The organism is Micromonospora sp. CA-248212 (genome assembly GCF_050948405.1).
Classification (GTDB): domain Bacteria; phylum Actinomycetota; class Actinomycetes; order Mycobacteriales; family Micromonosporaceae; genus Micromonospora.
This window is the reverse complement of record NZ_CP192023.1, coordinates 2,981,217-3,007,287: the sequence shown is the minus strand read 5'-3', so window position 1 is coordinate 3,007,287 and position 26,071 is coordinate 2,981,217. Positions and strand designations below refer to the sequence as shown.

Genomic DNA, 26,071 nt, shown 5'->3' with positions numbered 1-26,071 from the left:
AACGTCCACTCGGTCGGTACGAGAACGTACCTTCGGTGCGAGATCGAGAACGTCCAGGACCGTCACCTGGGCTCCGGTAAGCCCAGCTGTCAGTCGTTCCAGGCCACCGTCACTATCACCGCGCTACGCCAATGGTTGTGGACCTTTGAAAACGCGGCCTAGGGTGGTCGCCATGCTTCCGCGCCGCCACCACGACCAAGGGTGGGTCCTGGCGGTGACCCTGGCACGCTCCGACAGATCGGCCGCCTGGTGAGCGGTGCGCCCGCTCCCGCGCAGCGAGGTGATCGGTCACGCCCCGACCGTCGCCGGCCCACGGTCGCCGACGCCTGCGCGCGGCTCGCCCGGTCGCGTCCCTTTGAGATCGGCATCGTCGTCGTCATCCTCGCCAACGGGATCGTCCTCGGTGTGGAGACGTACGAGGGGCTGTTCCCCGCGAGCGGCGCGCTGCACGGGCTGGAGCTGTTCTTCCGCGCCGTCTTCACCATCGAGATCGGCGTCCGGTTGGCCGCGTACGGCCGGCGTCCACAGGACTTCTTCCGGCACGGTTGGAACGTCTTCGACTTCCTCGTGATCGCCGCCATCTTCGTTCCGGGCCTGCACGGCGACGCGGCGCTGTTGCGCGTGGTGCGGGTCGCCCGGATGGTCCGGCTGGTGCGGTTCTCGCCGGGCCTGCGGACCATCGTCTCCGCGCTGTGGCGCAGTCTGCCCGGCGTCACCGGATTCCTCGCGCTGGCCGTGGTGACGCTCTACGTGTACGGGATGGCCGGCTGGCTGATCTTCGGCGACCGGTATCCCGACGAGTACGGGGACATCGGCAGGTCGTTGCTGACGCTGTTCGTGCTGCTGTCGCTGGAGACGCTGCCGGACCTCATCGAGCAGGGGCTGGCCATCTCGCCGTGGACGCTGCTCTACTACGTCAGCTACGTGGTGATCACCGTCAACCTGCTGCTCAACATCCTCATCGCGGTCATCGTGAACTCCATGGAGGAGGCCCGTCGTCTGGAGATGACCGAGCGGTTGGCCCCCGGCTACGACGAGGACGGTGACGGCATCCCCGACGAGGTGGACCGCATCGCGCTCACCCAGCGGCTGGACGACCTGCGCGCGGTCATCGGCGAGTTGGAGCGGGAGTTGCGGATCGACCGGGAGGACGGGCACGGCCGGCCGCATCGCGTCCAGGTGCGCTCCGAACGCTGACCCCGCGATCGTTCCCCGCGCGTAGCGTGGAACCGTCATGGACACCGACCCCAGCGCGATTCGTGCGGATCTGCACCGTCGACGCGACGAGACCACCGCCGAGATCGCCGCGCTCGAGGGCGACCTGCGGAGCCTGTTCGAGGCGTCCCGGTCCTCGAACGCCGACGACGAACACGACCCCGAGGGCAGCACGATCGCGTTCGAGCGGGCACAACTGAGCGCCGTGCTGGCCGCGGCCCGTCGACGCGTCGCCGAACTGGACGAGGCGCTGAGCCGCGTCGCGGCGGGCACCTACGGCGTCTGCGAACGGTGCTCCCGCCCGATCCCCGCCGAACGGCTCGCGGCTCGCCCGTCGGCGCGTACCTGCGTCGCCTGCGCCAGCCGACGGTGACGGTGGCGACGCCCGCGGACCCGGTGCCCGGCGGACGCCGCGGGGGTGTCCGCGCACGGACGGGTTCCGGTCAGACGACGGTGGGACTGCGGCGTTCCAGCAGCACGACGTCACGCCAGCGGTCGCGGTGGCGGCCGATCCGTTCGCGTACGCCGATGACCCGGAAGCCGGCCCGGCGGTGCAGGGCCAGGCTGGCGGTGTTCTCGGGGAAGATGCCGGACTGGATCGTCCAGATGCCGGCGCCCTCGGTCGAGGTGATCAGCGCGTCGAGCAACAGCCGGCCGACCCCGCGCCCCTGAGCCGCCGGGTCGACGTAGACGGAGTGCTCGACGACGCCGGCGTAGACCGGACGGCTCGACGTCCGCGTGACGGCGACCCAGCCGAGGACGAGGCCGTCGGCGACCGCCACGAACCGGTGCGCGGCGATCCGGCTGGCGTCGAACGCCGCCCAGGTCGGTGCGGTGACCTCGAAGCTGGCGTCGCCGCCGTCGAGGCCGAGTTGGTAGATCGCCAGGACGCGGTCCGCGTCGCCGGGGCTCATCGGTCGCAGGGTCGTCTCGGCCACGGGTGGGCTCCGATCTTCTCTCCATGATGTCGCGGGTCTGGTGTGTCAGACAGTTGTACCGTGCGGGGACACCGGCCTTCCGCCGCGCTCACCGGCGTCCCGCACGTCCCGGCGTCCGCTCGTCGAAAGATGTGATGTATCGATTCGATGGTGGCAGCTCGCCGCGTCGGTTCAACCGGCCGCGATTGTGAACGTCGAACCTTCCCCGCAACTCGCAGGTTCCCTTACCGCAACCGGACCGCAACGGCGTGAGCCGCCGCGAGCAACCGGCGCGGTCCGTCGCGGAGAGCGCGAGGAAACGTTGGATGTCTATGCGTATAGGCCCCACGGCGTCGTTGACGCATCCAAACCGCCCTCCGTATACTCCGAATGATCATCTGATCTTTAGCCGAGCCGGGCGAGGAGCGCATGCCGCAGATCACTGGCGTCACCGTCGAGGACGTCCGCTTTCCCACCTCGCTGACCGCTGACGGGTCCGACGCCATGAACAAGGACGGCGACTACTCGGCGGCCTACGTCATCCTGCACACCGACGGCGTCGACAGCGCCGGCGTACCGCTGGCGGGTCACGGCCTCACCTTCACCATCGGTCGGGGCAACGACATCGTCGTGGCGGCGGCGGCCCACCAGGCCCACCGCCTGGTCGGCCTGGACGTCGCCACGATGGCCGCCGACATGGGCGCGGTCTACCGCCTGCTCACCTCCGATACCCAGCTGCGCTGGCTCGGCCCGGAGAAGGGCGTCGTCCACCTGTCCCTGGCGGCCGTGCTGAACGCGGCCTGGGATCTGGTCGCGCGACTGGCCGACAAGCCGCTGTGGCGGCTGCTCACCGACATGTCCCCCGAACAACTCGTCGACATCGCGGACCTGCGTTACCTGTCCGACGCGCTGACCCGGGACGAGGCGCTGGCCATCCTGCGGGCACAGCAGAGCACGAAGGCCGACCGCCTCGCCGAGCTGGCCCGCACCGGCTACCCGGCCTACACCACCTCGGCGGGCTGGCTCGGGTACGGCGACGACAAGCTGCGCCGGCTATGCCAGGAGGCCGTCGACTCCGGCTACGGTTACGTCAAGCTCAAGGTGGGCGCCGACCTCGACGACGACATCCGCCGGTGCACCATCGCCCGGGAGATCCTCGGCCCGGACCGCAACCTGATGCTCGACGCCAACCAGGTGTGGGACGTCGACCAGGCCATCGAGTGGGTCAGGGCGCTGGCCCGTTTCACCCCACTGTGGATTGAGGAGCCGACCAGCCCGGACGACATCCTGGGCCACGCGGCCGTGCGCCGCGCCGTCGCTCCCGTCGGCGTCGCCACCGGCGAGCACTGCCACAACCGGGTGATGTTCAAGCAGCTCTTCCAGGCCGAGGCCATCGACTTCTGCCAGTTGGACACCGGCCGGCTGGCCAGCGTCAACGAGATTGTCGCGGTGCTGCTGCTCGCCGCGAAGTTCGGCGTCCCGGTGTGCCCGCACGCGGGCGGCGTCGGGCTCTGCGAGATGGTCCAACACGTGTCGGTGCTCGACTACGTCGCGGTGTCGGGGGATCTCACCGGCCGCGTCACCGAGTTCGTCGACCACCTGCACGAGCACTTCACCGATCCGTGCGTCATCCGGGACACCGGTTGGGGCAGCGGATACGTCCTGCCCCACGCGCCCGGCTACTCCACCCGTATGCACCCCGAGTCGATCGAACGGTACCGGTTCCCGGACGGCCGCTACTGGGCCTCGACCGAGGCGGCTACCGTGTCATCTCCGGAGCCGTACGTCATCGCGGGTGGAGCCGCCACCCCCGCCGGCCGCTAGGAGGTGTCATGTCCCGCACCGACGAGGTCGTGAACGGCATCAAGCGGATGATCCTGGAAGGGACGTTCAAGCCCGGGGACCGGCTGCCCATCGAGAAGGACCTCGCCGAATCCCTCGGCGTCTCGCGGGGCTCCCTGCGCGAGGGGATGTCCGCGCTGTCGATCCTCGGCATCGTCAACATCCGCCAGGGTGACGGCACGTACGTCACGAACCTCGACGCGCCGCAACTGCTGGCCCCGATGGGCTTCGTGGTCGACTTCCAGGGGCAGGGCGACGGACGGCACATCCACACCGTCCGCCGCCTGCTCGAATGCGAGGCCGCCCGGTTGGCCGCGACCAGGATCACCGACGAGGCCCTGGCGCAGGCCGCCGAACTGCTCGACGAGGCGGCCCGGATCGCCGGCCGGTCACCGCAGGACCACGAGCGCATCATGGAAATCGACATCGCGTTCCACCGGATCATCGCCGCACAGGCCGACAACCCGGTGCTCATCGGCCTGATCGAGGCGTTCGCCGGGCGCACCCTGCGCGGGCGGCTCTGGCGGAGCCTGCACGAGGAGGGCGCGGACCGGCGTACCCACGACGAGCACGTGGCGATCCTGAAGGCCCTCCGGGCGCGCGACCCGGAGCGGGCCCGCACCCGGATGGCCAACCACCTGATCGGTGTGGAGGAGTCGCTCCAGGGGTTGCCCGACGAGGGCTGACCGCCGCCGTCGATTGATCGCCCGCCCGTGCCGCTCGTCGGTGGCACCGTTCCCGGTGCACCGCGCGCGCTCACGGGCGGGCGACCCCCCGCCCTAGTCCCGCTCCGAGCCCTTGCTTCCGGTCATCGCCGCGACCAGATCGTCGGTGCTGACCTCGTCGGCACGCAGCCGAGCCGCCCGCCGGCCGAGACGCAGCACCTCCACCCGGTCGGCGATCTCCAGAACCTGCGGCATGTTGTGGCTCACCAGCACCACCGACATGCCCGCCGCACGAGCCCGCCGCACCACGTCGAGCACCCGCTCGGTCTGCACGACGCCCAGCGCCGCGGTGGGCTCGTCGAGGATGACCACGTTCGTCGCCCAGATGATCGCCCGTGCCACCGCGACGCACTGCCGCTGCCCGCCGGACAGCATCGCGATCGGCGTGGTGACCCGTGGGATCCGTACGCCCAACTCGTCGAGCGCCACGGCTGCGCCGTGGCGCATGGCGCGCTTGTCGAGCAGCCCCAGCCGACCGAGCGGCCCGGACCGCAGGATCTCCCGCCCGAGGTAGAGGTTGGCGGCGACGCTGAGGTCGTCGGCGACCGCGAGATCCTGGTAGACGGTCTCCACCCCCGCGCGCCGGGCGTCCACCGGAGTCGAGAAGTGGACCGGGCGGCCACCGACCCGGATCTCGCCCTCGTCCGGCGCGTGCACGCCGGAGAGCGTCTTGACCAGCGTGCTCTTGCCGGCGCCGTTGTCACCGATGAGGGCGACGACCTCGCCCCGGTGGACCGTGAAGTCGGCGCCGCGCAGCGCCTCGACGTGGCCGAACCGCTTGACGATCCCCCGGGCTTCGAGCACCGGCGGCTCCTCGGGAGACCGCCGCTGGTCGTTGTCGGTCGTCGGCGCGGAGGTCGTCGCCATCACTGCACCGGGGGGTTGGCGCAGCTGGGCTCGAGCACCGCCTTGATCTCCGGCGAGTCGATGTTCTTCTTGGTGACGAAGGTGACGCCGGTGTCCGCCGACGCCAGCGGCGCCTTGTCCCGGAGGTGCTTGACCATCTTGTCGACGCCGAAGTAGCCCATCTTGAAGGGATTCTGCACGACCAGCGCCGAGATCTGGCCGTTGCGCAGTCCGGCGATCTCGTCCGGGGCAGCGTCCCAACCGATGATGACCACCTTGCCGGACTTGCCCGCCGCCTGGATGGCCTGCGCCGCGCCGAGCACGCTCGGCTCGTTGGCGGCGAAGATGCCGGCGAGGTTGGGGTTCGCGGTGAGGATGTTCTCGGTGACCCGCCGCGCCTCGTTGACGTCGCTGCGGCTGGGCTGCTGGCCGACCAGCTTGAGGTTGGGGAACTGCTTGAGGCCCTCCTTGAAGCCGTCGACCCGCTCGGTGTTGGTCTGCGAGCCGGGCTGGAACTCCACCAGCGCCACGTCGTGGTTGCCGGAGCCCAGCTCGGTGGCGAGCAGCTTGGCCGCCTCGACGGCCGAGGCCTTGTTGTCGGTGGCGAAGAGCGGCACGCTCGACGGCTGCGGGCTGGTGCCCGAGTCGATCATCGCGACCGGGATGTTCGCGCCGATCGCCTGGTCGGTGGCGGGTGCCAGCGCGCGGGAGTCGGTGGCCGCGTAGACGATCCCGTCGACCTTCTTGGTGACGAAGTTCTGGATCAGGTTGACCTGACCCTCGACGTCGGTCTCGGTGGTCACCCCGTCCCACTGGACGGTGACGTTGCCGGCGCGCTGCGCGGCGCACTCGGCGCCCGCCTTCACCGTGTTCCAGTAGTCGGCCCCGACGGCCTTGGGCACGACGGCGAGCTTCAGCGGCCCGGAGGCGTCCTTGGTCGCGCCGTCGCCTCCGTCGCGGACCTCGACTCCGCCGCAGGCGCTGAGCAGCGCCGCCGCCACGGCGGCGGCGAGGACGGCCTGCGCGCGCAGGAGGTGACCCCGGGGACGTCGGCGGATGGTGGTGTGTGCCATGGTGTGCGTCCTTCCTCTGGTGAGCTGCGGGAACGGCAGATCAGCCCCGTGACTCCAGCCGCCGACGGCGGTACTGGTCGAAGTAGACGGCAGCCCAGATGATCAGGCCGACGATCACCTGCTGGTAGTGGATGCTGATGTCGAGCAGGACGGCGCCGTTGCGGACCAGGGCGATGAGGAAGGCGCCGATGATGGTCCCGACGATCCGGCCCTGCCCGCCGAATAGGCTGGCGCCGCCGATGACCGCCGCGGCGATGACGTCGAGTTCCAGCGAGATGCCGTAGTTCGGCTGCCCGGAGTTGACCCGGGAGGCGGCGATCATGCCGCCGAGGCCGACCAGGACACCCGCCAGGACGTACACGTAGGTCAGGTAGCGCCCCACCGCGATGCCCGAGCGGCGGGCGGCCTCCAGGTTGGAGCCCATCGCGTAGGTGTACTGCCCGAAGCGGGTCTGCGAGAGCAGGAAGGCGACCCCGACGGCGACCAGGGCGGTGATCACGACCGCGAACGGAATGCCGATGATCTCGCCGTTGCCGAGCAGCTGGAACGACTTGGGCAGCCCGTAGACGCCGACCGCGCCGGTGATGATGAAGACCAGTCCTCGGCCGACCGACATCGTTCCCAGCGTCGCGATGAACGGGGGTATCCGGGCGACGGTGACCAGCAACCCGTTCAGCAGTCCCGCCAGAGCGCCGACACCGATCGCGACCGCCGTGGCCGCGAGGAGCGGAAAGCCCAGGTCCCGTACGACCATCGCGCCGGCCACGCCGGCGAGCGCGGCGACCGAACCGACCGACAGGTCGATTCCCTTGGTGATGATGACCATCGTCTGCGCGGCGGCGATGATGGCGATCACCGCGGTCTGCGCGCCGATGTTGAACAGGTTGTCGGCCGTCAGGAAGTAGGGACTGGCGAAGCTCAGCGCGACGAACAGGACGACGAGCGCGGTCGCGGCGGTGAACTCGGACAGCGCGTGGGAGATCCGCTCGCGCAACCAGTCGTTGAGCGCGCCGCCGTGGGCCTGGTCGGTCGCCTCGACGGCGCTCATCGCCGGGCCCGGCCGTCGTCCACTGTGTCTCGCCCGGCTCGGCACGCGCCGCCGCCGGTGATTGACGCTCTCGCTCGCAACCGGACCTCCCCAGGAAGTCACGCACGGGCCACGCCCCGTAGCGCCCGCACGATAGATCAGATGTTTGCAATGATCAGGCGTTACCTTGCCATGGTCACACTCGTGTTGCCAAGGTCTTACCGGCATGTTGTGGCATCGTTATTCGCACCTCGGGCACGATACGTCCGACCAAAAGACCCGCTAACCGTGTCCGGTCCGGGACGGCGACCGACGTCGTCAACGGAGGGGTCTGCCGCACGGCCACCGGTCGCCTTGAGCATGTTATCGATAACATGCTATGTTCCGCCAAGGAGTCGAGGGCACGTCCCTCCCGTTCGGAACCACCGGCACCTCGAAGGGCATCGGGTCCCACGACCCGGTCGACGGCCGGTGAGCTGTCCGAGCCACACCTGTCCGGCGTACGTCATTCCCGCGTCCGCGCACGCGGCAGTCCATTGTGACGTTTACCCCGCAGGCAGCACCGTTGTCGACCCGTCGGACCATCCCGGGCACCGCCGAATCTCGCCCCGCACGACCCCCGGCAGCCCTTCGCCGATCGGGCCGCCCGACCTCGACTCCGCCGCCATCATTTGTCGAAAGGCAGGACCATGGACAAGATCCCCGACGAACGCACACCGCGACCCCTCCTCCGGGGCCGTCGGGTGCTGGTGCCGCTCGCGGCCACCCTCGCGGCGGTCGCCGCGACGGTGGCGGTGACCTCGGCCGCCAACGCCGGCACCACGCTGGGCGCCTCGGCGGCCGAGAAGGGCCGCTACTACGGCGCCGCGGTACCGGCCTTCAAGCTGTCCGACAGCCAGTTCGCTGGCATCGTGAACCGGGAGTTCAACCAGCTCACTCCCGAGAACGAGATGAAGTGGGACGCCACCGAGCCGCAGCAGGGCCGGTTCAACTACAGCGGCGGGGACCAGATCGTCGCCCACGCCCAGTCGCACGGCATGATCGTCCGCGGCCACACGCTGCTGTGGTACCAGCAGCAGCCGGGTTGGGCGCAGGGCATGTCCGGCACCGCGCTGCGCAACGCCGCCATCAACCACGTCACCCAGGTCGCCACCCACTACCGGGGCAAGATCTACGCGTGGGACGTGGTGAACGAGGCGTTCGCCGACGGCGGCAGCGGCGGTCGACGCGACTCGAACCTGCAGCGCACCGGCAACGACTGGATCGAGGTGGCGTTCCGGGCCGCCCGCGCCGCCGACCCGGGCGCCAAGCTCTGCTACAACGACTACAACACCGACGGCATCAACGCGAAGTCCACCGGCATCTACAACATGGTCCGCGACTTCAAGTCCCGCGGCGTGCCGATCGACTGCGTCGGCTTCCAGTCCCACCTGGGCACCTCGGTGCCGGGTGACTACCAGGCCAACCTGCAGCGCTTCGCCGACCTCGGCGTCGACGTCCAGATCACCGAGCTGGACATCGCCCAGGGCTCCAACCAGGCCAACGCCTACGCCCAGGTGACCCGGGCCTGCATGGCCATCGCCCGCTGCACCGGCATCACGGTGTGGGGCGTACGGGACAGCGACTCGTGGCGCAGTAACGACAACCCGCTGCTGTTCGACCGGTCGGGCAACAAGAAGGCGGCGTACACCTCCGTCCTCAACGCCCTCAACGCGGGCACCGGCACCCCGACCACGCCGCCGCCCACCACCCCTCCGCCGACCACTCCCCCGCCCACGACGCCGCCGCCGACCACTCCTCCGCCCACCGGTAGCGGCTGCACCGCCTCGGTGTCGCTGAACTCCTGGAACGGTGGCTTCGTCGCCACGGTCAAGGTCAACGCCGGCTCGACGGCCGTACGGGGTTGGTCGGTCCGGATCACGCTGCCCTCGGGCGCCGCCATCACCAACACGTGGAGCGCGCAGGCCAGCGGCTCCTCGGGTGCGGTGGACTTCCGCAACGTCGACTACAACGGCCAGATCGGTGCGGGCGGCAGCACGGAGTTCGGTTTCCAGGGCACCGGCGCCGGTCCGTCCGCGACTCCTACCTGCACCGCGAGCTGACCCGTCCCCTCTCAGCTCACCCCCTGAGCGCCCCCGGGGCCGCGCGGACCACCGCGCGCCCCGGGGGTGCTCGCCGTCATGGGGGTGCGCCTACCCCGCGTCAGGCGTCGAGGCAGGAGCGGACCGCGGCGGTGAGCCGGTTGGCGCGCTCGTCGCCCGCGCCGTACATCTGGTTGACCACGTAGCCGAACCCCACCTCGTGGTACGCGTCGGCGAAGGCGAGGTTGCCGCCGGCCCCGTCGTGGCCGAAGCTGTGCTCCCCCAGCAGCGGCCGGGCCGGCTCGGAGTGCAGCAGGAAACCGGTGCCCCAGCGCTGGCCGGTGTCGGGCGGGCCGTGCCGTTGCTGGCCCCGTGAGCGGACGACGACCGCGTCGTCGACCGAGGCCCGGGTGAGCAGGGGTCCATCGCCCACGTCGGACACGCAGGCCGCGTAGAGGCGCGCGAGGCCGCCCGCGGTGCTCACCGCTCCCGCGCCCGGAATGCCGGCCGCCTGGATGTCCGGGTCGTTGAAGCTGACCAGACCGTCGGCGTCGGCGGGGAAGGCGAACGCGCCGCCCATGGTGATCCCCCGTTCGGCGACCGGGTCGACGAAGGGATCGGCGTCCGGTGGTGGGGCCAGATTCCAGGCGACGCCGTCGCGCTCGGCAGCGGGCAGCCCGAGCCAGGTACGCAGTCCCAGCGGGCCGGCGACGGTGTCGCGGAAGTACGCGCCGGGGAGCTGACCGCTGACGCGGTGGATGACCTCGCCGACGAGCCACCCGTAGGTCATCGAGTGGTAGCTGTGCGCCGTACCCGGCTCCCACAGCGGGGTCTGCGCCTCGATCGCCGTGATGACCGGATCCCACGCGAGCACCTCGTCGAGGGTCAGCGGCCGGTCCAGCGCCGGCAGGCCGGACTGGTGGGTGAGCAGCCACCGTACGGGGATGTCGGCCTTGCCGTGCTGGCCGAACTCCGGCCAGTAGCGCGTCACGGGCGCGTCGAGGTCGAGGCGCCCCTGCTGGGCGAGCAGGTACGCGCAGATCGCCAGGACCCCCTTGGTGCAGGAGAAGACGACGACCGGCGTGTGCGCCGTCCAGGGGCGTCCGGTGCGGGTGTCGGCCAGACCGCCGTACAGGTCGACGACCTTGCGACCCCGCACGTAGAGGGTGACCGCGGCGCCGACCTCACCGCGGAGGGTGAAGTTGTCGCGGAACGCGTCGGCGACGCGCCCGTAGCGCTCGTCGACGTCGCCGTGGATCTGCGGCTGCGTGGCCACTGCCTATCCCTTCAGTGAGCCCTGGATCAGGGCCTTGATGAACTGTCGCTGGAAGATCAGGAACACGATGAGGGTAGGTGTGAGGATCAGCAGCGAGCCAGCGCACAGCAGCACCAGGTCGGTGCCCCACTGGCCCTGGAACGCGCCGAGCGCTCCGGCCATCGTGCGTTTGGTGGCGTCGTCGACCAGCACGATCGCGAGCAGGAACTGGTTCCACGTCCAGAGGAACATCAGGATCGTCAGCGACGCGATGGCGGGGCGGGCCAGCGGCACCTGGACCCGCCAGAACAGCTGCCAGGTGCTGCTGCCGTCCACCCGGGCGGCCTCGGACAGCTCGACCGGCACGTTGGTGAAGTGGGCGCGCATCCAGAACACCGCGAACGGCATGTAGAGGCCGATCAGCGGCAGGATGATGGCCCACCGGGTGTTGAGCAGACCGAGGTCCTGCATCTGGTAGTAGAGCGGGGTGACGACGGCCTCGAAGGGCAGCGTGAGGCCGAGCAGCAGCAGACCGAAGACGAGCCGGCCGCCGGGCACCCGCAACTGACCCAGCCCGAAACCGGCCATGGTGGCGATGAGCACGGACACCGGTACGACGCCCGCCACGATGAGCAGGCTGGAGCGCAGCAGTGCGCCCATGTTGGCGGCGGTGAACGCGTCGGCGAAGTTGCCCCACTGCGGGTCGGACGGCCAGGCCAGACCGTCGGGCACGGTGCCGCGCGGTTGCAGGGCGGCCGAGAGCATGCTGACGAACGGCAGCAGGGTCACCAGGATCAGGGCGATCAGGAAGACCCGACCGGTCAGCTGCTCACGTCGGCTCAGGTTCACGGCTTCTCCCCCCGGGTCAGTCGCTGGATCGGCAGCACGAAGGCCAGCACCAGAAGCATCAGTACGACCGCGAGCGCCGAGGCCAACCCCACCTGACGCTGCGAGAAGGCCAGCCGGTAGATCTCCAGACCGGGGACGGTGGTCTGCAGTCCCGGTCCGCCGCTGGTGGAGATGTAGACGATGTCGAAGCTGGCCAACGCGGCGATGATCGTGACGGTGAGGCAGACCCCGATCTCCTGACGCAGGCTGGGCAGGGTGACCGCGAGGAACTCGCGGACCGGCCCCGCGCCGTCCAGCCGGGCGGCCTCGTAGAGCGCCGGATCGATCTTGCTCATGCCGGTCACCAGCAGGATCGTGCAGAGGCCGAGCAGGACCCACGCCCCGATCACCCCGACGGCGGGCAGCGCCGTGTCGAAGTCGCCCAGCCAGGCGCGGGCCACGCCACCGAGCCCGACGGCGCGCAGCACCTGGTTGACCAGACCGTTGGTCGAGAGCAGCCAACTCCACGCGATGCCGGCCGCCACCAGGGGAATGACCTGGGGCAGGAACAGGATCGTCCGGACCACGGTGCCGAACGCGCCGGTGGTGATCCGGCGGACCACGCTCGCCACCAGCAACCCGAGCGCGACCGGGATGAGGCTGAAGAAGACGATCAGGATGATCGCGTTGGAGATGATCTTCAGTAGGTCGCTGTCGGTGAAGACCGTGACGTAGTTGTCCAGGCCCGCCCAGCGGGCGACCCCGATCCCGTTCCAGTCGTAGAGCGAGTACTGGACGGTCAGGGCGAGGGGCCGCAGGACGAAGACCGCGTACATCACGAAGGCGGGCAGGACGAACAACCAGCCGGTCCCGGCCGCGCGTGCCCACCGGCGTCGGTGGGCCCGCGCGGACGCGGGACGGGCGGGACGACCCACGGACGACGCCCGGCCGTCCCGCCCTGGTGGTGCGCTGCCGAGGGCAGACGTCATCGGGACAGTTCCTTCTCGTACTCGGCCTGGACCGCCTTGACGTACCCCTCGGGCGTCTGCTGGCCGGCGACCAGCTTCTGCATCTCGGGCGTGATCGCGGCGGCGAAGATGCCGCCGGTCGCGTTCGCGGTGAAGTCGACCGCGCCGTTCTCGGCCCCGAGCTGCTGCGCCGCCTTGAGGGTCTCGGCCAGCACGGTGTTCGGGGCGGCGGCCGGCACCGGAAGGTCGCTCGGGCCACCCGGGCTGGACCCGCCGACCGTCACGGCGATCTCCCGCGCCTTGGCGTCGGTGTGGACCCAGTTGAGGAAGAACGCGGCGGCGTCCGGGTTCTTGGCCTTGGCGGAGACCCCGAAGGTGTTGGGGGCGGACATCGCCACGTGCTTGGCGCCGGCCGCCTCGCCGGGGAACAGGAAGAAGCCCACGTTGCCGGCCATCGTCTTGTCGAGGTTCGCCGACTCCCAGTCGCCGTTGAACATGAACAGACCGTTCCCCTTCTGGAACTGCCCGACCATGCCCGCGTAGTCCAGGGCGTTGGCGTCCTTGGTGAAGTAGCCGGCCTGCGCCCACTTCTGGATGGTCTGGGTGGCCTTCAGCGCGGCCGGCGTGTCGAAGGTGGCTCCCGGCTTCTGGAAGATCCAGTCGGCGACCTGCGCCGGGTCGCCGAACTGGTTCTGCAGCGCTTGGTGCGGGAAGTTGATGCCCGCGGTGTTCTTGTTGAACTGCATGATCGGCTGGACCCCGCTGATCTTCGCCTTCGCCAGCACCTGCTCGAACTCCGCGACCGTGGCCGGCGGCTGGGTCATGCCGACCTGGGCGGCCAGCTTCTTGTTGTAGAAGACTCCGGTGACGCTGTAGCCGAGCCCCATGCCGTAGAGCGATCCCACGCCCCGCGTCTCGTCGCCGACGCGCAACTGCACGAGCTGCGAGGCGGGGAACTTGTCCCAGCCGTACGCGGTGACGTACGGGTCGAGGTTCTTGAGCAGGTCGTCCTTCACGAGGTCGACCATCGTGGGAAGCCGGATGATGTCGGGCGCGTTGTCCGAGGCCATCACGCGGGGGGCGTTCTCCACGATGACCGTGAACTGGTCCTCGCGGATATTGAAAGTGACGTTCGGGTGCTGCTTGGAGAACTCGTCGGCCAGCGCCTTGGCCAGCGGGAAGCCGGTCTCCGCGTACATCTGGAGGGTGACCGGCCCGGTGCCCAGGTCCGTCTTGACGGCGGCGTCGGGCCCGGCGGTCGACGACCGGTCGGCTCCGGGCGCGCTGCACGCCGTGGCGGCGAGCCCCAGCACCAGCAGCGGTCCGAGGACCAGCGCGCCGCGTCGCGGGAATGTCGTCAGCGTTTGTGCCATGTCATGACTCCTATGTTTCCTCCGCGCGTCCCACGACCCACGGCCGCGCGACGGCTCCACCGGGACCTTCGCGACGGGCGAGCGGCCACGACACGTACGCCGTGACCATCTCGCGCCGCCGCGCTCGCGTACCGACTCAGCAAGCGACCGACGGCGTCTACCGACGCGCCAAAAGTGGCCGCTAAACTGATTTAGCAGAGCATGCGCGTGACACCGGAGGCTGTCAAGGACAACCTGGCAACGGTCCGGAAACATCGGGTTCACACCACGCCCGACCCGACCGGGGCCGGGCTCCGTGCGCCGACGCATCATGATGGGCGGGAGCGGGAGCCCGTGGCGCCGCGCCTGATTCGGAGGACAGATGGGCCGCAACAGAGCAACCCTGGCCGACGTCGCACGGCGGGCCGGGCTGTCCAAGACCGCCGCGTCGATGGTGCTGAACGGCAGGGAGGGCACCCGGCTCTCGGCCGAGGCACACCAGCGCGTGTTCGCCGCCGCCGAGGAGCTGGGCTACCGGCCCAACCTGGCGGCACGCAGCCTGCGTACCCGCAAGACGGCGACCATCGCGTTCGTCTCCGACATCGTCGCCACCACCCGCTTCGCCGGCGGCCTCATCCGCGGCGCGCTCGACGCGGCCCGGGAACGCGACCACGTGCTGCTCATCACCGAGACGCAGGGCGATGCCACCTTCGAGCAGTACGCCATCGAGGCCATGCTCGACCGGCAGGTCGACGGGGTGATCTACGCGGCGATGGCCACCCGGCGACTCACGGTGCCCCCCGCCATCCTCGGCGGCCCGGTGGTGCTGCTCAACGCCACCAGCTCGGACAATCTGCCCTGCGTGCTTCCCGACGACGACCGGGCCGGTCGCGCGGTCGCCACCGCCCTGCTGGAGTACGGTCACCGCGACGCCATCGCGCTCATCGGCCGCAACCGGATCAAGGAGGGCGACCAGGAGATCTCCCTCGCCGCTCGGGCCCGCCTGCACGGCATCCAGCAGGCGCTGAGCGACGCGGGCGTCACCCTCCTGGCGGAGTCCTTCTGCACCGAGTGGCTGCCCGAGCACGGTTACGCCGCCACGCGCGCCCTGCTGAACCGAACCCAACGACCAAGCGCCATCATCTGCATGAACGACCGGCTGGCGTTCGGCGCCTACCAGGCACTCGGCGAGGCGGGCCTGACCGTCCCGGACGACATCTCGGTGATCTCGTTCGACGACGATCCGATCGCCGCCTGGCTACGTCCCAGCCTCGCGACCACCGCGCTACCGCACGAGCAGATGGGGAGGCGCGCGGTCGAACTGCTCCTGGACGGCGGGGCCGCCGAGCGGTCGCTCGTCGCGATGCCGCTGCGCCGACGCCGGTCCCTCGCGCCTCCCGCCTCCTGATCCGGGCACCCCCGCCGCGGGCGGGCCCGTACCGGCACACGCCCGCGCCCGGCGCGACGGGGCCGGACGACGACAGGTCCGGGCCGGGGCCGTGCCGCCCCGGTCCGGACCTGTCGAGCTGTCAGCGCGGTGTGGCTAGCGCCGGGTCCAGCGTTGGTTGGAGGCCCCGGTGCAGGTCCACAGGAGCACCGTGGTGCCGTTGGCCGTCGCGTTGTTGTTGACGTCGAGACAGAGGCCCGACGACGCTCCGCTGATCGTGCCGTTCGAGTTGAACGTCCACCGCTGGTTGGCGCCGCCGTTGCAGTCCCAGATCTGGACCTTGCTGCCGGCGCTGGCGTTGGTGGGCGCGTCCAGACACTTGCCGAGCGCCTGGAGGGTCTGCCCGTTGGCCGTCCACCGCTGGTTGGCGGCCCCGTTGCAGTCCCAGATCACCGGCTGGGTGCCGTTCGTGGTGTTGCTCTGCGGGACGTCCAGGCAGCGGCCGGAGGCAACGCTCGACAGCGCGAAGGAGGTGGTCGGCGGCGGCGTGGTGGTCGGCGGCGGGGTGGTCGGCGGCGGGGTGCTGGTGTCGCCGCCACTGACCCGGTACACCACCGTGCCGTGCGCCGGAACGCTGGCGGAGATGGAGCCGGTGCTCGTGCTGGTGGTGTTGCTCCAGGCGTCCACCAGGGTGAAGGAGCTGCCGGACTTGCCGACGGCGGCGGCCGTCGTGGAGATCGTCGTCGTCGAACCGCTCTGGTTGAACAGCGCGACCGCGACGTCACCGTTGGCCAGCCGCTTGGCCAGCACGCGACGGGTGCCGTCGAACGACACCTGGCCGGCCTGCAAGCCCAGGGCGTCCTGGTTGATGCCGATCAGGTTCGCGTTCTTGAGGATCGTCTGCGTCGCGGCGTTCATGTTGCGGACGTCGTTGCCGGCGATCAGCGGCGACGCCATCATCGCCCACATCGCGAAGTGGCTGCGCATCTCGGTGTCGTTCATGCCGCCCCGGCCGACCTCCATCATGTCCGGGTCGTTGAATCCACCCGGGCGCGCGTACGAGGCCAGCGGGACGGTCACGTTGATGATGTTCTGGATGCCCATCGGGTAGCCGTTGGTCTGCCCGGTGTCCCACGCGTTGGTGATGTCCTCGGTGGTGCGCCACATGTTCGCCACGTCGCCCCAGTTGCGCTGCGGGCCGGTCTTGGCGTGGATGCTGTTGGAGTTGATGCTGTAGACGATCGGCCGGCCGGTCGCGGCCAGCGCGTCGCGCATCTTGGCGAACGTGGTGACCTGGTCGTTGATGCTGCCGTTCGGGGAGCACCAGTCGTACTTGAGGAAGTCGACGCCCCAGGCGGCGAACTGCCGGGCGTCCTGCGCCTCGTGGCCCTGGCTGCCGGTCGCGCCGGGGTAGCTGTTGAAGTACTGCGCGCAGGTCTTGTCGACGGGCACCTGGTAGAGGCCGAACTTCAGCCCCCGGGCGTGCAGGTAGTCGCCGAGCGCCTTCATCCCGCTCGGGAAGCGGGTCGGGTCGCCCTGGAGGTTGCCGGAGCTGTCGCGGTTCGGGTTGAACCAGCAGTCGTCGACCACGACGTACTGGTAGCCCAGATCGCGCATTCCGTTGCTGACCATCGCGTCGGCGGTCTGCCGGATCAACCCTTCGTTGATGTTGCAACCGAAGGAGTTCCAGCTGTTCCACCCCATCGGGGGTGTCCGGGCGACGCCGTTCTCCAGCGCCTGGGCCCCGGGTGCCCGCAGGCCCACGAGGGCGGCGGCCACGAGGAGCCCGGCCGCCGCTGCCCGCCCCCAGTGACGGGCTCGGATTCGCTTCATTCGGGAGCGTCCTTTCGGTAGTGCCATCCACGGGGGACGGCAACCCGGATGAGGCGGGCACCGTCGTGTGCGCGACCACTGTTAGCGTTAACAGCAGACGCCGGTCATATTACGGAGCCGTTTCGTCGAATTCAACTACTTCCATGTCTCGACGTATCGGCGAGCGGACCCACCAGGGCAGGCGCAGGCCCCGTCGGTCACGGATGACCGACGGGGCCCATTCCCGCCGCAGACGGCCGGGGGTACGGCCGGTCGGGGCGAGCCCGCCTCAGCTACGCAACTGCCACTGCTGGTTGGTGCCGCCGTTGCACGACCAGAGGATGAGCTTCGTGCCGTTCGCCGTTGCGGCGCCGTTCGCGTCCAGGCAGAGGCCCGACTGCACGCCGGTGATCGTGCCGTTGGCGTTGACGTTCCACTGCTGGTTGGCCTGGCCGTTGCAGTCCCAGATCACCACCTTGGTGCCGTTGGCGGTGCCGGCACCGGAGGCGTCCAGGCACTTGTTGCCGTACACCATGAGCTGCCGGCTTGCGGTCACCGTCCACCGCTGGTTGGTGGCTCCGCTAATGCAGTCCCAGAGCTGGGCCTGCGTGCCGTTGGTGGTGACGGATCCGCCGATCTCGGCGCAGCGACCCGACTGGACGCCCACGATCTGCCCACTCTGCGGGTTGGTGCTGCCGCCGCCCTGGACGCCGGCCGCCGCGATCACGGACTGCGCGCCCGACGGCCAGTTTCCGTTGGAGACCGTGACGTTGCTGTTGACCACGTTGCCCCGGTCGCCGTTCGTCACGTTGGTGCTGCCGTTGGTCGACCAGTTGTTGGTGACGGTGAAGTTGCCCATGTTCTCCGCGTAGTAGTAGTTCGCGGTGGCCCAGGTGCCGGTGGAGGAGAACACGTTGTTGCGGGCGGTGTAGTAGCGCGAGCCCTCGTCGAAGTAGAGCCCGAACCAGCCGTTGGTTCGCAGGCAGTAGTTCTGGTTGATGGTCCCGCCCGGGTTCGCCGAGAGCGTGTAGATGCACCCGCCGTCGGTCATCTGCTGCATCACGTCGTGCACGTAGTTGCCGATGACCTGGTTGTTCGACGCGGTCGTGGCCGTGGAGTAGCGCGGCTGGTAGTTGTAGAGGCCCCGGTTGGCGTAGTGCTGGCTGCCACCGGCGTCGTTGGCGCCCCAGCCGTAGCCGACGGACAGCCCGGTGTACGGCATGTTGTAGACCTCGTTCTGCGAGACCAACGAGGTGCTGACGTAGGTGGTCAGGATCGACACCACGCCCCGGTACTCCACGCCCAGGTCGTGCACCCGGTTGTTGCTGATGGTGACGTTCCGGTTGACCATCCGCTGGTCGCCGGGGTGGTGGGCGTCGGCGCGCACGCCGCCGACCACGATGCCGCCGGCCGAGTTGCGGGCGATCTCGGAACGGGTGACCGTGATGTTGCTGGTACCCAGGCCGACACCGCTCGCGTGGGCGTTGGCGTCGTTGCCGATGCCGATGGCCGTCTGACCCAGGTTGACGAACTGGGAGTCGCTGAAGGAGATGGTGTTGGCGGCCGACACCTGCACGGCGGCGGGCATCTGGGCCCAGCTCGGCCGGGTGGCCTCGAACAGCGGGCAGCCCTCCTGGCAGGAGGTCAACGCGTCGGACGGGCGGGCCCAGGTGCCGACGATGTGCGCGCCGGTCTGCTGGTCGGCGAAGCCGTTGCTGCTGCTCGGGCCGAGCCAGCTCGTACCGGTGAAGGTGACGCCGCTGAACGAGATGTGGTGCGCGGGCGCGTCGTACGTGCCGCCCACGTTGACCAGCGACTGGAGCTGCGGCAGCTCCACGCTGACGCTGTTCATGTTCTGCCCGGCGAGCGGGATGTAGTTGAGCTGCCCGCTGCCCGGGTTGAGATACCACTCCCCCGCCGAGTCGAGGAACTCGTACGCGTTGGCCAGGTAGAACGGGCCGGCCCGGTGCGGACGGGACAGGGTGTCGAAGCCGAACGTGTTGTTGTTCCAGGCCGGCTGCTGCATCGTCAGGAAGTTCCCGCTGATGCTCTGCACGGGCGAGTACCGGTCGGTGAACGAGCCGACGCTCTCCACCTCGACCCGGCTCTGGTTACCGACGTTGTTCAGGTAGCTCAACGCGCTGTTGCTGAACCGCATGCCGGTCGTGGTGAAGGTGAAGTCGGCGCGGTTGACGGCGGTACGCGCCCGGGTGGCGATGGCGCCGTTGACGTAGAGCTGGCGGCTGTCCAGCCCGGTGGGGACGCTGGCTCGCCAGATGTTCTTCGCGGAGTCGACAAGCGACCAGCCGGTGACCGCCCGCGCGCCGCTGATCGTCGGGTGGGCCGAGGCGGCCGCCCGCCAGATCACCTGGTAGCCGTTGGTGCCGGAGTCGGCGGCGGTCAGCCGCAGCGGCGAGGTGAGCCGGTACACGCCGTCGGCCAGTTCCACGACGATGTCGCCGGACATGGAGCTGTTGAGCGTCCGGACGGCGGCCTGCGCGCCGGCCAGCGAGCACGGCTGGCTGGCGGAGCAGGTGCTCCCGCCGCCCGACGGGGACGCGTAGAGGGTGGTGGTCGCCGCGGCGGCCGGTGTGGCCGCGGCGGTGACGGCGACCATTGCGGTCAGTGCCGCCGTGGCGGCGCCGGCGAGGAGCCGGCGCGCCACGGCGATGGATGAGACGGACACTGGACGGTCTCCTGGGGGGGGTAGAGGTGGGGTGGTGGGGTTAGCGCTAACAACATGGGCGTGCCGACGCCCGGTCAGGCGACGACCTTGCGGAGGTGGTGCAGGCCGTCGACCGCGAGGCGGTCCTGGGTGGGGGCCAGGGGCCGCCAGATCGACGCCGCGGTGGCGATGGTGGCGTTGTCGGACGTGAACGACTCGATGCAGACCGCGCCCCGGTAGCCGGTGCCCCGCAGGACGGAGAAGAAGCGCGGCCAGTCGAAGTGGTCCGCGCCGGGAGCGCCCCGATCGGTGCCGCTGACCTGGACGTGCTTGATGTGCGGACCGGCCAGCGCGAGGGCCGCGTAGGGGTCTGCCTCCTCGATGTTCATGTGGTACGTATCGATCATGATGCCGACGCTCGACGGCAGGCCGTCGATCGCCTCGATCGTCTGCTCAACGGTGTTGAGCACGCTCGTCTCGTAGCGGTTCAGCGCCTCGACACCGATGCTCACGCCACACTCGCCGGCCCGGTCGGCGACCGGCGCGAGCGCCCGCCGGAAGTCGGCGTAGCAGGCCGCGCGGGCCGCCGCCGACATCCGCCAGGTACGCCCGACGGCCGCGTACACCGGACCGCCGACGCAGGGCGCGCCGACCGCCGCCGCGCTCGCCACACACCCCATGAGGTACGCGACGGTCGACTCGACGACGGCCGGCGGGGCGTCCACCAGGTCCCGCCCGGGCGGGGTGACCGCGCAGACCCCGGCCGCGGCGAGGCCGTGCTCGGCCAGCAGGTCCCGCGTGCGGACGGGATCCCAGTCGCCGGGCTGCTCGATCGGCAGTTCGACCGCGTCGAACCCGAACGAGGCGATCCGCGGGATCAACCGGGCGAGGGCCTCGTCGTCGACCGGCGAGGCCCACACCCAGGGGTTGACGCCAATGGCGTACACCGCAACCTACTTCCAGCGCTGGGGGTAGCCGGGCAGGTCACGGCAGCCGCACATCGCGTAGTGCAGCGGCGGCATGCTCGCGTCGAGGTACTGGTCCAGGTTGTCCTGGGTGATCGTGGGCTGCGGCAGCTTCCACGGGCTGGACACCTGCTTGCCGTCGAGGATGTCCAGCGCGGCGACGATCGGCGTCCGCCACTGGTACGTCGGGTAGGTCGGCGCGATGGCGGTGAGCTGCTTGTCCTTCCAGAGCTTCAGGAAGTCGAGCTGGTCCTCGCCGTTAATCGGCGGTACGGGCTTGCCGGCGTCCTGGAACGCCTCGACCGCCGCCACGGCGACCGCTCCGGCGTCCATCCAGACCCCGTCGATCGTGCCGTACCGCTGGATGTAGTCGTTCACGATCTTCTTGGTCTTGGCGGGGTCGCCGTCGGTGAACTCCACGCCCACGACGTCGACCTTCGCCTTGTCCAGCGCGATCTTCGCGGCCGACCAGCGGGTCTCCAACACGTCGACCCCGGGCAGGATGCGCAGCGCCAGCAGCTTGCCGCCGGGCTTCATCTTCTGGCTGACGAACTCCGCGCCGACGTGGCCGAAGCCGTAGCCACCCACCGGGTTGATGAACGTCACCGGGCAGGTCGTGTTGACGCCCCGGTCGAAGACGACCACCGGCAGGCCGGCCTTGCAGGCGGCCTCGACGGCCGGGGTGAGTGTGGCGGTGGTGTTCGGCGACACGATGAGCGCGTCGCAGCTCTTGCCGAGCAGATCGTTGATGTCGGCGATCTGCTTCTGGTCCTTGCCCTCGGCGTCGACGTGCACGAACTCGCTGATGCGGGACTTCTGCGCCTCGACCTCGGCCTGCATGGTCTTGAAGCCGACCTGCCGCCACGGGTTGTTCAGCGCCGCGTTCGAGAAGCAGATCTTGTGCGGACCGGCCTTCTTGAACTTGGCGGTGTCCACCATCTTCGGGTTGAGCACCTGCTCCCACGGCTTGTCCGCCGGGCCCGTCGGGGCGGCGTCGAGCAGGGCCAGCTCGTTGTCGTAGTCGGCCTGCACGAAGAACTTGGACTGCTCCCCGGTGCCGGACCCCGCGGCGGCGGACGCGCTGCCGGACGGGGACGCGGTCGGCTCGTCGGTGGCGCATCCGGCGGCGGCCAGCGTCAGCACACCGGCCGCAGCCAGGGCGGTCATGGATCGTCTCATCGAATCACCTTTATCTTGAGGAGGAGGAACGCGAAGCCGAGACCGCCACGGCGAGCAGGATGATCAAGCCTTGGACGGTCGATCTGAGGGCACCGGAGACGCCGGTGAAGTTCATCAGCGCGAAGAGCGTCTCGAGGGTCAGTGCGCCGAGCATCGCCCCGACGACCGAGCCGCGACCGCCGCCGAGGGCGACCCCGCCGAGCACGACGGCGGTGATCGCGGCGAACTCCAGGCCGACTCCGGCCTGGAACGACACACCGCTGTACCCGCCGAGCAGGATCGCCGCGACCGCCGCCGCGACACCGCTCAGCACGAACGCGATCGTCTTGGTGAGACCGACGCGTACGCCGCTCAACTCGGCGGTGCGCGGATTGTCCCCGACGGCGACGAGCGTGCGGCCGAAGTCCGAGCGGGTCAGCACCACGGCGATCGCGGCGACGACCACCAGCACGAGCAGCGCGTACGGGATCCGGCCGAGCAGCGGCACGTCCTCGATGGCCCGTCGACCGAACCGACGGAACTCCTCGGAGAGGCCGCCCTTCGGTGCGCCGTCGGACCACAGGTAGACGGCGCCGACGAGGATCAGGAACATGCCCAGGGTGGTGATGAAGGAGGGCACCCGCAGCACCGTGGTGACCAGACCGTTGACCAGCCCGACGAACGCGCCACCGACGAGCAGCAACGCGACCACCGGCCAGGTGCGCGACGGGTCGCTGTCGATGAGGCGGGCAGCCACGACGACCTGCGCCGTGACCAGGGAGCCCACCGAGAGGTCGAACTCCCCGCTGACGATCACGAAGTACTGACCGGCGGCGAGCAGGATGATCGGCGCGGAGCGACCCAGGAACGACATCAGCGACCCGGGGGCGAGGAAGTCGGGTTGCACGAACGCGATGATGATCAGCAGCACCGCCAGGAGCGCGGCGATCGGCGCGATCCCGTCGGGGCGGATCCGGAGGGTGAGCGGACGGCGCTCGGCGACCCGCATGGTCAGGACCCCGCCTTTCGCATGGCCCGTCGGGCGTAGACGGCGACCGCGGCGATGATGATCACGCCACGGATCACCTGCTTGAAGAACGCGTCGACCTCGAGCTGGTTGAAGACCGCGTCGATGCTGGCGAGCAGCAGCACGCCGCCGATCGTGCCGAGGACGCCCCCGCGCCCGCCCGCGAGGGCGGTGCCACCGAGGACCACCGCGGCGATGGACTCCAGGTCGTAGAGCCCCTCGGTGCCCACCCGCGGGGCGCCGGAGCCGAGCCGGCTGGCCAGGTAGACGCCGGCCAGCCCGGCACAGAGGGAACACAGCACGTGGGCCGTGACGAGGACCCGGTCGTTGCGGACGCCGGAGAGCCGGGCGACCTCCGGATCACCCCCGACGGCCACCAGGTGGTGGCCGAACCGGGTACGCGAGAGGACGAACCAGGCCGCCGCGGTCACCGCGAGCAGCAGCAGGAAGGACACCGGCACCGGGCCGACCCGCTGGTAGCCGAGCGTCCGGACGAGAGCGGGCGCGCTCTCGCCGGCCGGGCCGTCGTAGCCGTTGTCGAGGTAGCCCTTGAGCAGCAGTCCGACGCCGAGGGTCGCGATGAACGCGTTGATCCGCAGCTTGGTGACGAGCAGCCCGTTGAGCAGTCCGACGCCGGCGCTGACCGCGAGCGCCAGCCCGATCGCCGGCAGCAGGGCGCCGTCGCTGCCGTTCATCGCCTCGGCCGCCACCAGGGTGCTGAGGCTGATCACGAACGCCACGGAGAGGTCGAGCGACCCACCGAGGATGACCAGGGTCTGCCCGACGGCGACGAGCCCGAGGCCGGCGGCGACGTGCAGCAGGCTCACCGTCGTCGACTGGTTGAAGAGCTGACCACCGTCGAGCATGACGATCAGCCAGCCGACCACGAGGGTGAGGGCAAGGGCCACGTACACGCCCGGCACGGCACGGCGGGCGGGACGCAGCGACAGGGCGGTCATGAGACAGCCTCCCGGACGGTGGTGGTGCCGACGGCCAGGGCGACGACGTCCTCCTCGGTCGCGCCGGCGGGCAGCTCGCCCGCGATCCGACCGTCGCGCAGGACGACGATCCGGTCGCTCATACCGAGCAGCTCCGGCAGCTCCGACGAGATCATCAGCACCGCCGCGCCGTCGCTGGCGAGGCGGCGGACGAGGTCGTGGATGGCGGACTTCGCCCCCACGTCGATGCCCCGGGTCGGCTCGTCGAAGATCAGGATGCGCGGGCTCAGCGCCAGCCAGCGGGCCAGCACCACCTTCTGCTGGTTGCCGCCGGAGAGGAAGCGGATCTCCTGGTCGTCGCCGGCCGAGCGGACCTCCACGGCGGCGAGCAGCTCGCGTACCCGTGCCGTGCGGGCGGCGCGACCGGACCGTGTCGCGAAGGCGGCCCGGCTGGCCAGCAGCGCGTTGTCGAGCACCGATTGCCGTGCCACGATGCCCTCGCCCTTGCGGTCCTCGGTGACGTACGCGATGCCGGCCCGCATGGCGGCGCGCGGCGAGCGCAGCCGCACCGGTTCGCCGTCCAATTCGACGGCGCCGGTCGTGAACGGCGCCACGCCGAAGAGCGCCCGAGCGAGCGCGGATCGTCCGGAGCCCTGTAGGCCGCCGACGCCGAGCACCTCGCCGGCGCGCAGCTCGAGGTCCACTCCCCGCAGCTTGCGGTTACCCCCGTCGCGGACGGTGAGCCGGACCGGCCCACGGTCGTCGGGACCGGCCCGCTCGGGGTAGTAGCTGGACAGCTCGCGGCCGACCATGTGCCGGACCAGCTCGTCGGCGGTCGTGCTCGCGGTGTCCACCGTGGTCACCCGGCGACCGTCCTTGAGCACGGTGATCCGGCTGGACAGGTCGAAGACCTCGGTGAGCCGGTGCGACACGTACAGCAGACCGATCCCGCGCTCCTGGAGGCGGCGTACCAGCCCGTAGAGCAGTTCGACCTCCTGGTCCGCGAGGGCCGCGGTCGGCTCGTCCATGATGAGCAGTCGCGCGTCCAGGGCGAGCGCCTTGGCGATCTCGACGACCTGCTGCTGGGCGACGCCGAGCCGCCCGACCCGGGCGTCGGCCGGCAGGGCGGTCTCGCCGATCGAGGTGAGCAGGTCGCGGGTGCGGTCGAGCATCGCGCGGCGGTCGACCAATCCACGCCGGACCGGTTCGTGGCCCAGGTAGACGTTCTCCGCGACGGTGCGCTCGGGCAGCAGGTTGAATTCCTGGTGGATGATGCCGACGCCGGCGCGCTGGGCATCACGGGGGCCGTGGAACGCGCGCGGTTGGCCGGCGAACTCGACGGTGCCCTCGTCCGGGGCGTACCCGCCCGAGACGATCTTCATGAGCGTCGACTTGCCGGCGCCGTTCTCACCGACGACGGCGTGCACCTCGCCCGGCGCGACGTCGAGGTCGACGCCCTCGAGGACGCGTACACCGAGGAACGACTTGCCGATGCCCCGCAGGGCCAGCAGCGGTGCCGGTGGTGGATCTGACATCCCGATAGCCCTTACAGATAGTAGTCATCGACGAGGTCAGCACAGCCGCCGGTAGGCCGTTCGACGCGCTGAGTGACGCACTTTCGCAGCTTGCTGAAGAACTTGCGTTTTTATGGTGCAAACATTTCCTTGACATCGAGGAAACATCACACGTATGAAGATAGATGTTTGGATGCGGGTCCGCAATCCTCGATCTGCGGCGACAGCCAGGCCCAGCACTCGATCGGCACGAGTGCGGGCATGGACCGGTCAGGCCCGACCACCCCTACCCGGGGGTAACATCAGACGCTCGACGTTATATTGACAGTCCTCAATGGATGATTCATCCTGACCTCGCAGACCATGGACGAGATCACAGCCCACATCACGCTGTGTGACATCCAGCGGGGCTGACTGCCGTCTCGGCGTACGGCACGACGACCGCGACCAGCACACCCGTGGCTCTCGCGCGCCCA

General features: G+C 70.0%; 21 protein-coding genes. 6 read left to right on the top strand and 15 right to left on the bottom strand.

Annotated elements, in window-relative coordinates; genetic code table 11:
• Nucleotides 1-249 precede the first annotated feature (249 nt).
• A complete protein-coding gene (locus tag ACQP03_RS14320) occupies nucleotides 250-1,197 on the top strand; it encodes an ion transporter (protein WP_357392739.1) in 948 nt (315 codons plus the stop codon).
• Nucleotides 1,198-1,234: 37 nt separating this feature from the next.
• Nucleotides 1,235-1,588 (top strand): TraR/DksA family transcriptional regulator, encoded by a 354-nt coding sequence (locus ACQP03_RS14315; RefSeq protein WP_357121349.1) that lies wholly within the window; start codon nucleotides 1,235-1,237, stop codon nucleotides 1,586-1,588.
• A 70-nt stretch (nucleotides 1,589-1,658) separates the two neighbouring features.
• On the opposite strand, the gene ACQP03_RS14310 is transcribed toward ACQP03_RS14315, so the two are convergent.
• On the bottom strand, nucleotides 1,659-2,153 hold the full coding sequence (locus ACQP03_RS14310; protein ID WP_357392738.1) for a GNAT family N-acetyltransferase: 495 nt from the start codon (nucleotides 2,151-2,153) through the stop codon (nucleotides 1,659-1,661).
• Nucleotides 2,154-2,561: 408 nt separating this feature from the next.
• Between ACQP03_RS14310 and ACQP03_RS14305 the strand changes: the two genes are divergently transcribed.
• Both ACQP03_RS14305 and ACQP03_RS14300 read left to right on the top strand, forming a co-directional pair.
• Nucleotides 2,562-3,956 (top strand): enolase C-terminal domain-like protein, encoded by a 1,395-nt coding sequence (locus ACQP03_RS14305; protein ID WP_357172137.1) that lies wholly within the window; start codon nucleotides 2,562-2,564, stop codon nucleotides 3,954-3,956.
• Nucleotides 3,957-3,964: 8 nt separating this feature from the next.
• On the top strand, nucleotides 3,965-4,660 hold the full coding sequence (locus tag ACQP03_RS14300) for a FadR/GntR family transcriptional regulator (RefSeq protein WP_357172136.1): 696 nt from the start codon (nucleotides 3,965-3,967) through the stop codon (nucleotides 4,658-4,660).
• A gap of 93 nt (nucleotides 4,661-4,753) precedes the next feature.
• On the opposite strand, the gene ACQP03_RS14295 is transcribed toward ACQP03_RS14300, so the two are convergent.
• The 3 genes from ACQP03_RS14295 to ACQP03_RS14285 are packed head-to-tail and all read right to left on the bottom strand — an operon-like array spanning nucleotide 4,754 to nucleotide 7,666.
• Nucleotides 4,754-5,566, bottom strand: coding sequence for an ATP-binding cassette domain-containing protein (locus ACQP03_RS14295; protein ID WP_357172135.1), 813 nt, complete (start codon nucleotides 5,564-5,566; stop codon nucleotides 4,754-4,756).
• Nucleotides 5,566-6,618 carry an ABC transporter substrate-binding protein gene (locus ACQP03_RS14290; RefSeq protein WP_357172134.1) on the bottom strand — a complete coding sequence of 351 codons (1,053 nt, stop codon included), beginning with the start codon at nucleotides 6,616-6,618 and terminating at the stop codon, nucleotides 5,566-5,568. Before ACQP03_RS14290 ends, ACQP03_RS14295 begins: the two co-directional genes overlap by 1 nt.
• Nucleotides 6,619-6,658: 40 nt before the next feature.
• Nucleotides 6,659-7,666 carry an ABC transporter permease gene (locus tag ACQP03_RS14285; RefSeq protein ID WP_357121332.1) on the bottom strand — a complete coding sequence of 336 codons (1,008 nt, stop codon included), beginning with the start codon at nucleotides 7,664-7,666 and terminating at the stop codon, nucleotides 6,659-6,661.
• Nucleotides 7,667-8,334: 668 nt separating this feature from the next.
• On the opposite strand from ACQP03_RS14285, the gene ACQP03_RS14280 reads away from it, so the two are divergent.
• Entirely contained in the window at nucleotides 8,335-9,747 is a 1,413-nt protein-coding gene (locus ACQP03_RS14280; RefSeq protein ID WP_357392737.1) for an endo-1,4-beta-xylanase, read from the top strand.
• Nucleotides 9,748-9,847: 100 nt separating this feature from the next.
• Here ACQP03_RS14280 and ACQP03_RS14275 read toward each other — a convergent pair whose 3' ends face one another.
• The 4 genes from ACQP03_RS14275 to ACQP03_RS14260 are packed head-to-tail and all read right to left on the bottom strand — an operon-like array spanning nucleotide 9,848 to nucleotide 14,150.
• Entirely contained in the window at nucleotides 9,848-11,002 is a 1,155-nt protein-coding gene (locus tag ACQP03_RS14275) for a serine hydrolase domain-containing protein (RefSeq protein ID WP_363659779.1), read from the bottom strand.
• Between the two features lie 3 nt (nucleotides 11,003-11,005).
• A complete protein-coding gene (locus ACQP03_RS14270) occupies nucleotides 11,006-11,830 on the bottom strand; it encodes a carbohydrate ABC transporter permease (RefSeq protein ID WP_355050051.1) in 825 nt (274 codons plus the stop codon).
• A complete protein-coding gene (locus tag ACQP03_RS14265; protein WP_357121324.1) occupies nucleotides 11,827-12,798 on the bottom strand; it encodes a carbohydrate ABC transporter permease in 972 nt (323 codons plus the stop codon). Before ACQP03_RS14265 ends, ACQP03_RS14270 begins: the two co-directional genes overlap by 4 nt.
• Entirely contained in the window at nucleotides 12,795-14,150 is a 1,356-nt protein-coding gene (locus tag ACQP03_RS14260) for an ABC transporter substrate-binding protein (protein ID WP_433460968.1), read from the bottom strand. The genes ACQP03_RS14265 and ACQP03_RS14260 overlap by 4 nt, the downstream gene beginning before the upstream one ends.
• A 361-nt stretch (nucleotides 14,151-14,511) precedes the next feature.
• Between ACQP03_RS14260 and ACQP03_RS14255 the strand changes: the two genes are divergently transcribed.
• On the top strand, nucleotides 14,512-15,537 hold the full coding sequence (locus tag ACQP03_RS14255) for a LacI family DNA-binding transcriptional regulator (protein ID WP_357121317.1): 1,026 nt from the start codon (nucleotides 14,512-14,514) through the stop codon (nucleotides 15,535-15,537).
• A gap of 135 nt (nucleotides 15,538-15,672) precedes the next feature.
• Here the strand turns inward: ACQP03_RS14255 and ACQP03_RS14250 are convergent, their stop codons facing one another.
• The 7 genes from ACQP03_RS14250 to ACQP03_RS14220 form a co-directional block, all read right to left on the bottom strand.
• Complete coding sequence (locus ACQP03_RS14250; protein WP_357172129.1) at nucleotides 15,673-17,349, bottom strand: glycoside hydrolase family 27 protein; 1,677 nt, start codon at nucleotides 17,347-17,349, stop codon at nucleotides 15,673-15,675.
• Nucleotides 17,350-17,617: 268 nt separating this feature from the next.
• On the bottom strand, nucleotides 17,618-20,014 hold the full coding sequence (locus tag ACQP03_RS14245) for an RICIN domain-containing protein (protein ID WP_357172128.1): 2,397 nt from the start codon (nucleotides 20,012-20,014) through the stop codon (nucleotides 17,618-17,620).
• Nucleotides 20,015-20,088: 74 nt separating this feature from the next.
• On the bottom strand, nucleotides 20,089-20,940 hold the full coding sequence (locus ACQP03_RS14240; protein WP_357392735.1) for a sugar phosphate isomerase/epimerase family protein: 852 nt from the start codon (nucleotides 20,938-20,940) through the stop codon (nucleotides 20,089-20,091).
• A gap of 6 nt (nucleotides 20,941-20,946) precedes the next feature.
• Nucleotides 20,947-22,137, bottom strand: coding sequence for a substrate-binding domain-containing protein (locus ACQP03_RS14235; RefSeq protein WP_357121305.1), 1,191 nt, complete (start codon nucleotides 22,135-22,137; stop codon nucleotides 20,947-20,949).
• Between the two features lie 10 nt (nucleotides 22,138-22,147).
• Entirely contained in the window at nucleotides 22,148-23,125 is a 978-nt protein-coding gene (locus ACQP03_RS14230; RefSeq protein ID WP_357392734.1) for an ABC transporter permease, read from the bottom strand.
• 2 nt (nucleotides 23,126-23,127) lie between these two features.
• Complete coding sequence (locus ACQP03_RS14225; protein ID WP_357121299.1) at nucleotides 23,128-24,102, bottom strand: ABC transporter permease; 975 nt, start codon at nucleotides 24,100-24,102, stop codon at nucleotides 23,128-23,130.
• Entirely contained in the window at nucleotides 24,099-25,616 is a 1,518-nt protein-coding gene (locus ACQP03_RS14220) for a sugar ABC transporter ATP-binding protein (protein ID WP_357172125.1), read from the bottom strand. Before ACQP03_RS14220 ends, ACQP03_RS14225 begins: the two co-directional genes overlap by 4 nt.
• Nucleotides 25,617-26,071: the final 455 nt, after the last annotated feature.

Excerpts from the sequence above, each read along its gene's own strand:
- ACQP03_RS14315 (WP_357121349.1), top strand. The coding sequence starts at position 1,235 with ATGGACACCGACCCCAGCGCGATTCGTGCGGATCTGCACCGTCGACGC.
- ACQP03_RS14305 (WP_357172137.1), top strand. The coding sequence starts at position 2,562 with ATGCCGCAGATCACTGGCGTCACCGTCGAGGACGTCCGCTTTCCCACC.
- ACQP03_RS14300 (WP_357172136.1), top strand. The coding sequence starts at position 3,965 with ATGTCCCGCACCGACGAGGTCGTGAACGGCATCAAGCGGATGATCCTG.
- ACQP03_RS14295 (WP_357172135.1), bottom strand. The coding sequence starts at position 5,566 with ATGGCGACGACCTCCGCGCCGACGACCGACAACGACCAGCGGCGGTCT.
- ACQP03_RS14290 (WP_357172134.1), bottom strand. The coding sequence starts at position 6,618 with ATGGCACACACCACCATCCGCCGACGTCCCCGGGGTCACCTCCTGCGC.
- ACQP03_RS14285 (WP_357121332.1), bottom strand. The coding sequence starts at position 7,666 with ATGAGCGCCGTCGAGGCGACCGACCAGGCCCACGGCGGCGCGCTCAAC.
- ACQP03_RS14280 (WP_357392737.1), top strand. The coding sequence starts at position 8,335 with ATGGACAAGATCCCCGACGAACGCACACCGCGACCCCTCCTCCGGGGC.
- ACQP03_RS14265 (WP_357121324.1), bottom strand. The coding sequence starts at position 12,798 with ATGACGTCTGCCCTCGGCAGCGCACCACCAGGGCGGGACGGCCGGGCG.
- ACQP03_RS14260 (WP_433460968.1), bottom strand. The coding sequence starts at position 14,150 with ATGGCACAAACGCTGACGACATTCCCGCGACGCGGCGCGCTGGTCCTC.
- ACQP03_RS14255 (WP_357121317.1), top strand. The coding sequence starts at position 14,512 with ATGGGCCGCAACAGAGCAACCCTGGCCGACGTCGCACGGCGGGCCGGG.
- ACQP03_RS14250 (WP_357172129.1), bottom strand. The coding sequence starts at position 17,349 with ATGAAGCGAATCCGAGCCCGTCACTGGGGGCGGGCAGCGGCGGCCGGG.
- ACQP03_RS14235 (WP_357121305.1), bottom strand. The coding sequence starts at position 22,137 with ATGAGACGATCCATGACCGCCCTGGCTGCGGCCGGTGTGCTGACGCTG.
- ACQP03_RS14230 (WP_357392734.1), bottom strand. The coding sequence starts at position 23,125 with ATGCGGGTCGCCGAGCGCCGTCCGCTCACCCTCCGGATCCGCCCCGAC.
- ACQP03_RS14225 (WP_357121299.1), bottom strand. The coding sequence starts at position 24,102 with ATGACCGCCCTGTCGCTGCGTCCCGCCCGCCGTGCCGTGCCGGGCGTG.
- ACQP03_RS14220 (WP_357172125.1), bottom strand. The coding sequence starts at position 25,616 with ATGTCAGATCCACCACCGGCACCGCTGCTGGCCCTGCGGGGCATCGGC.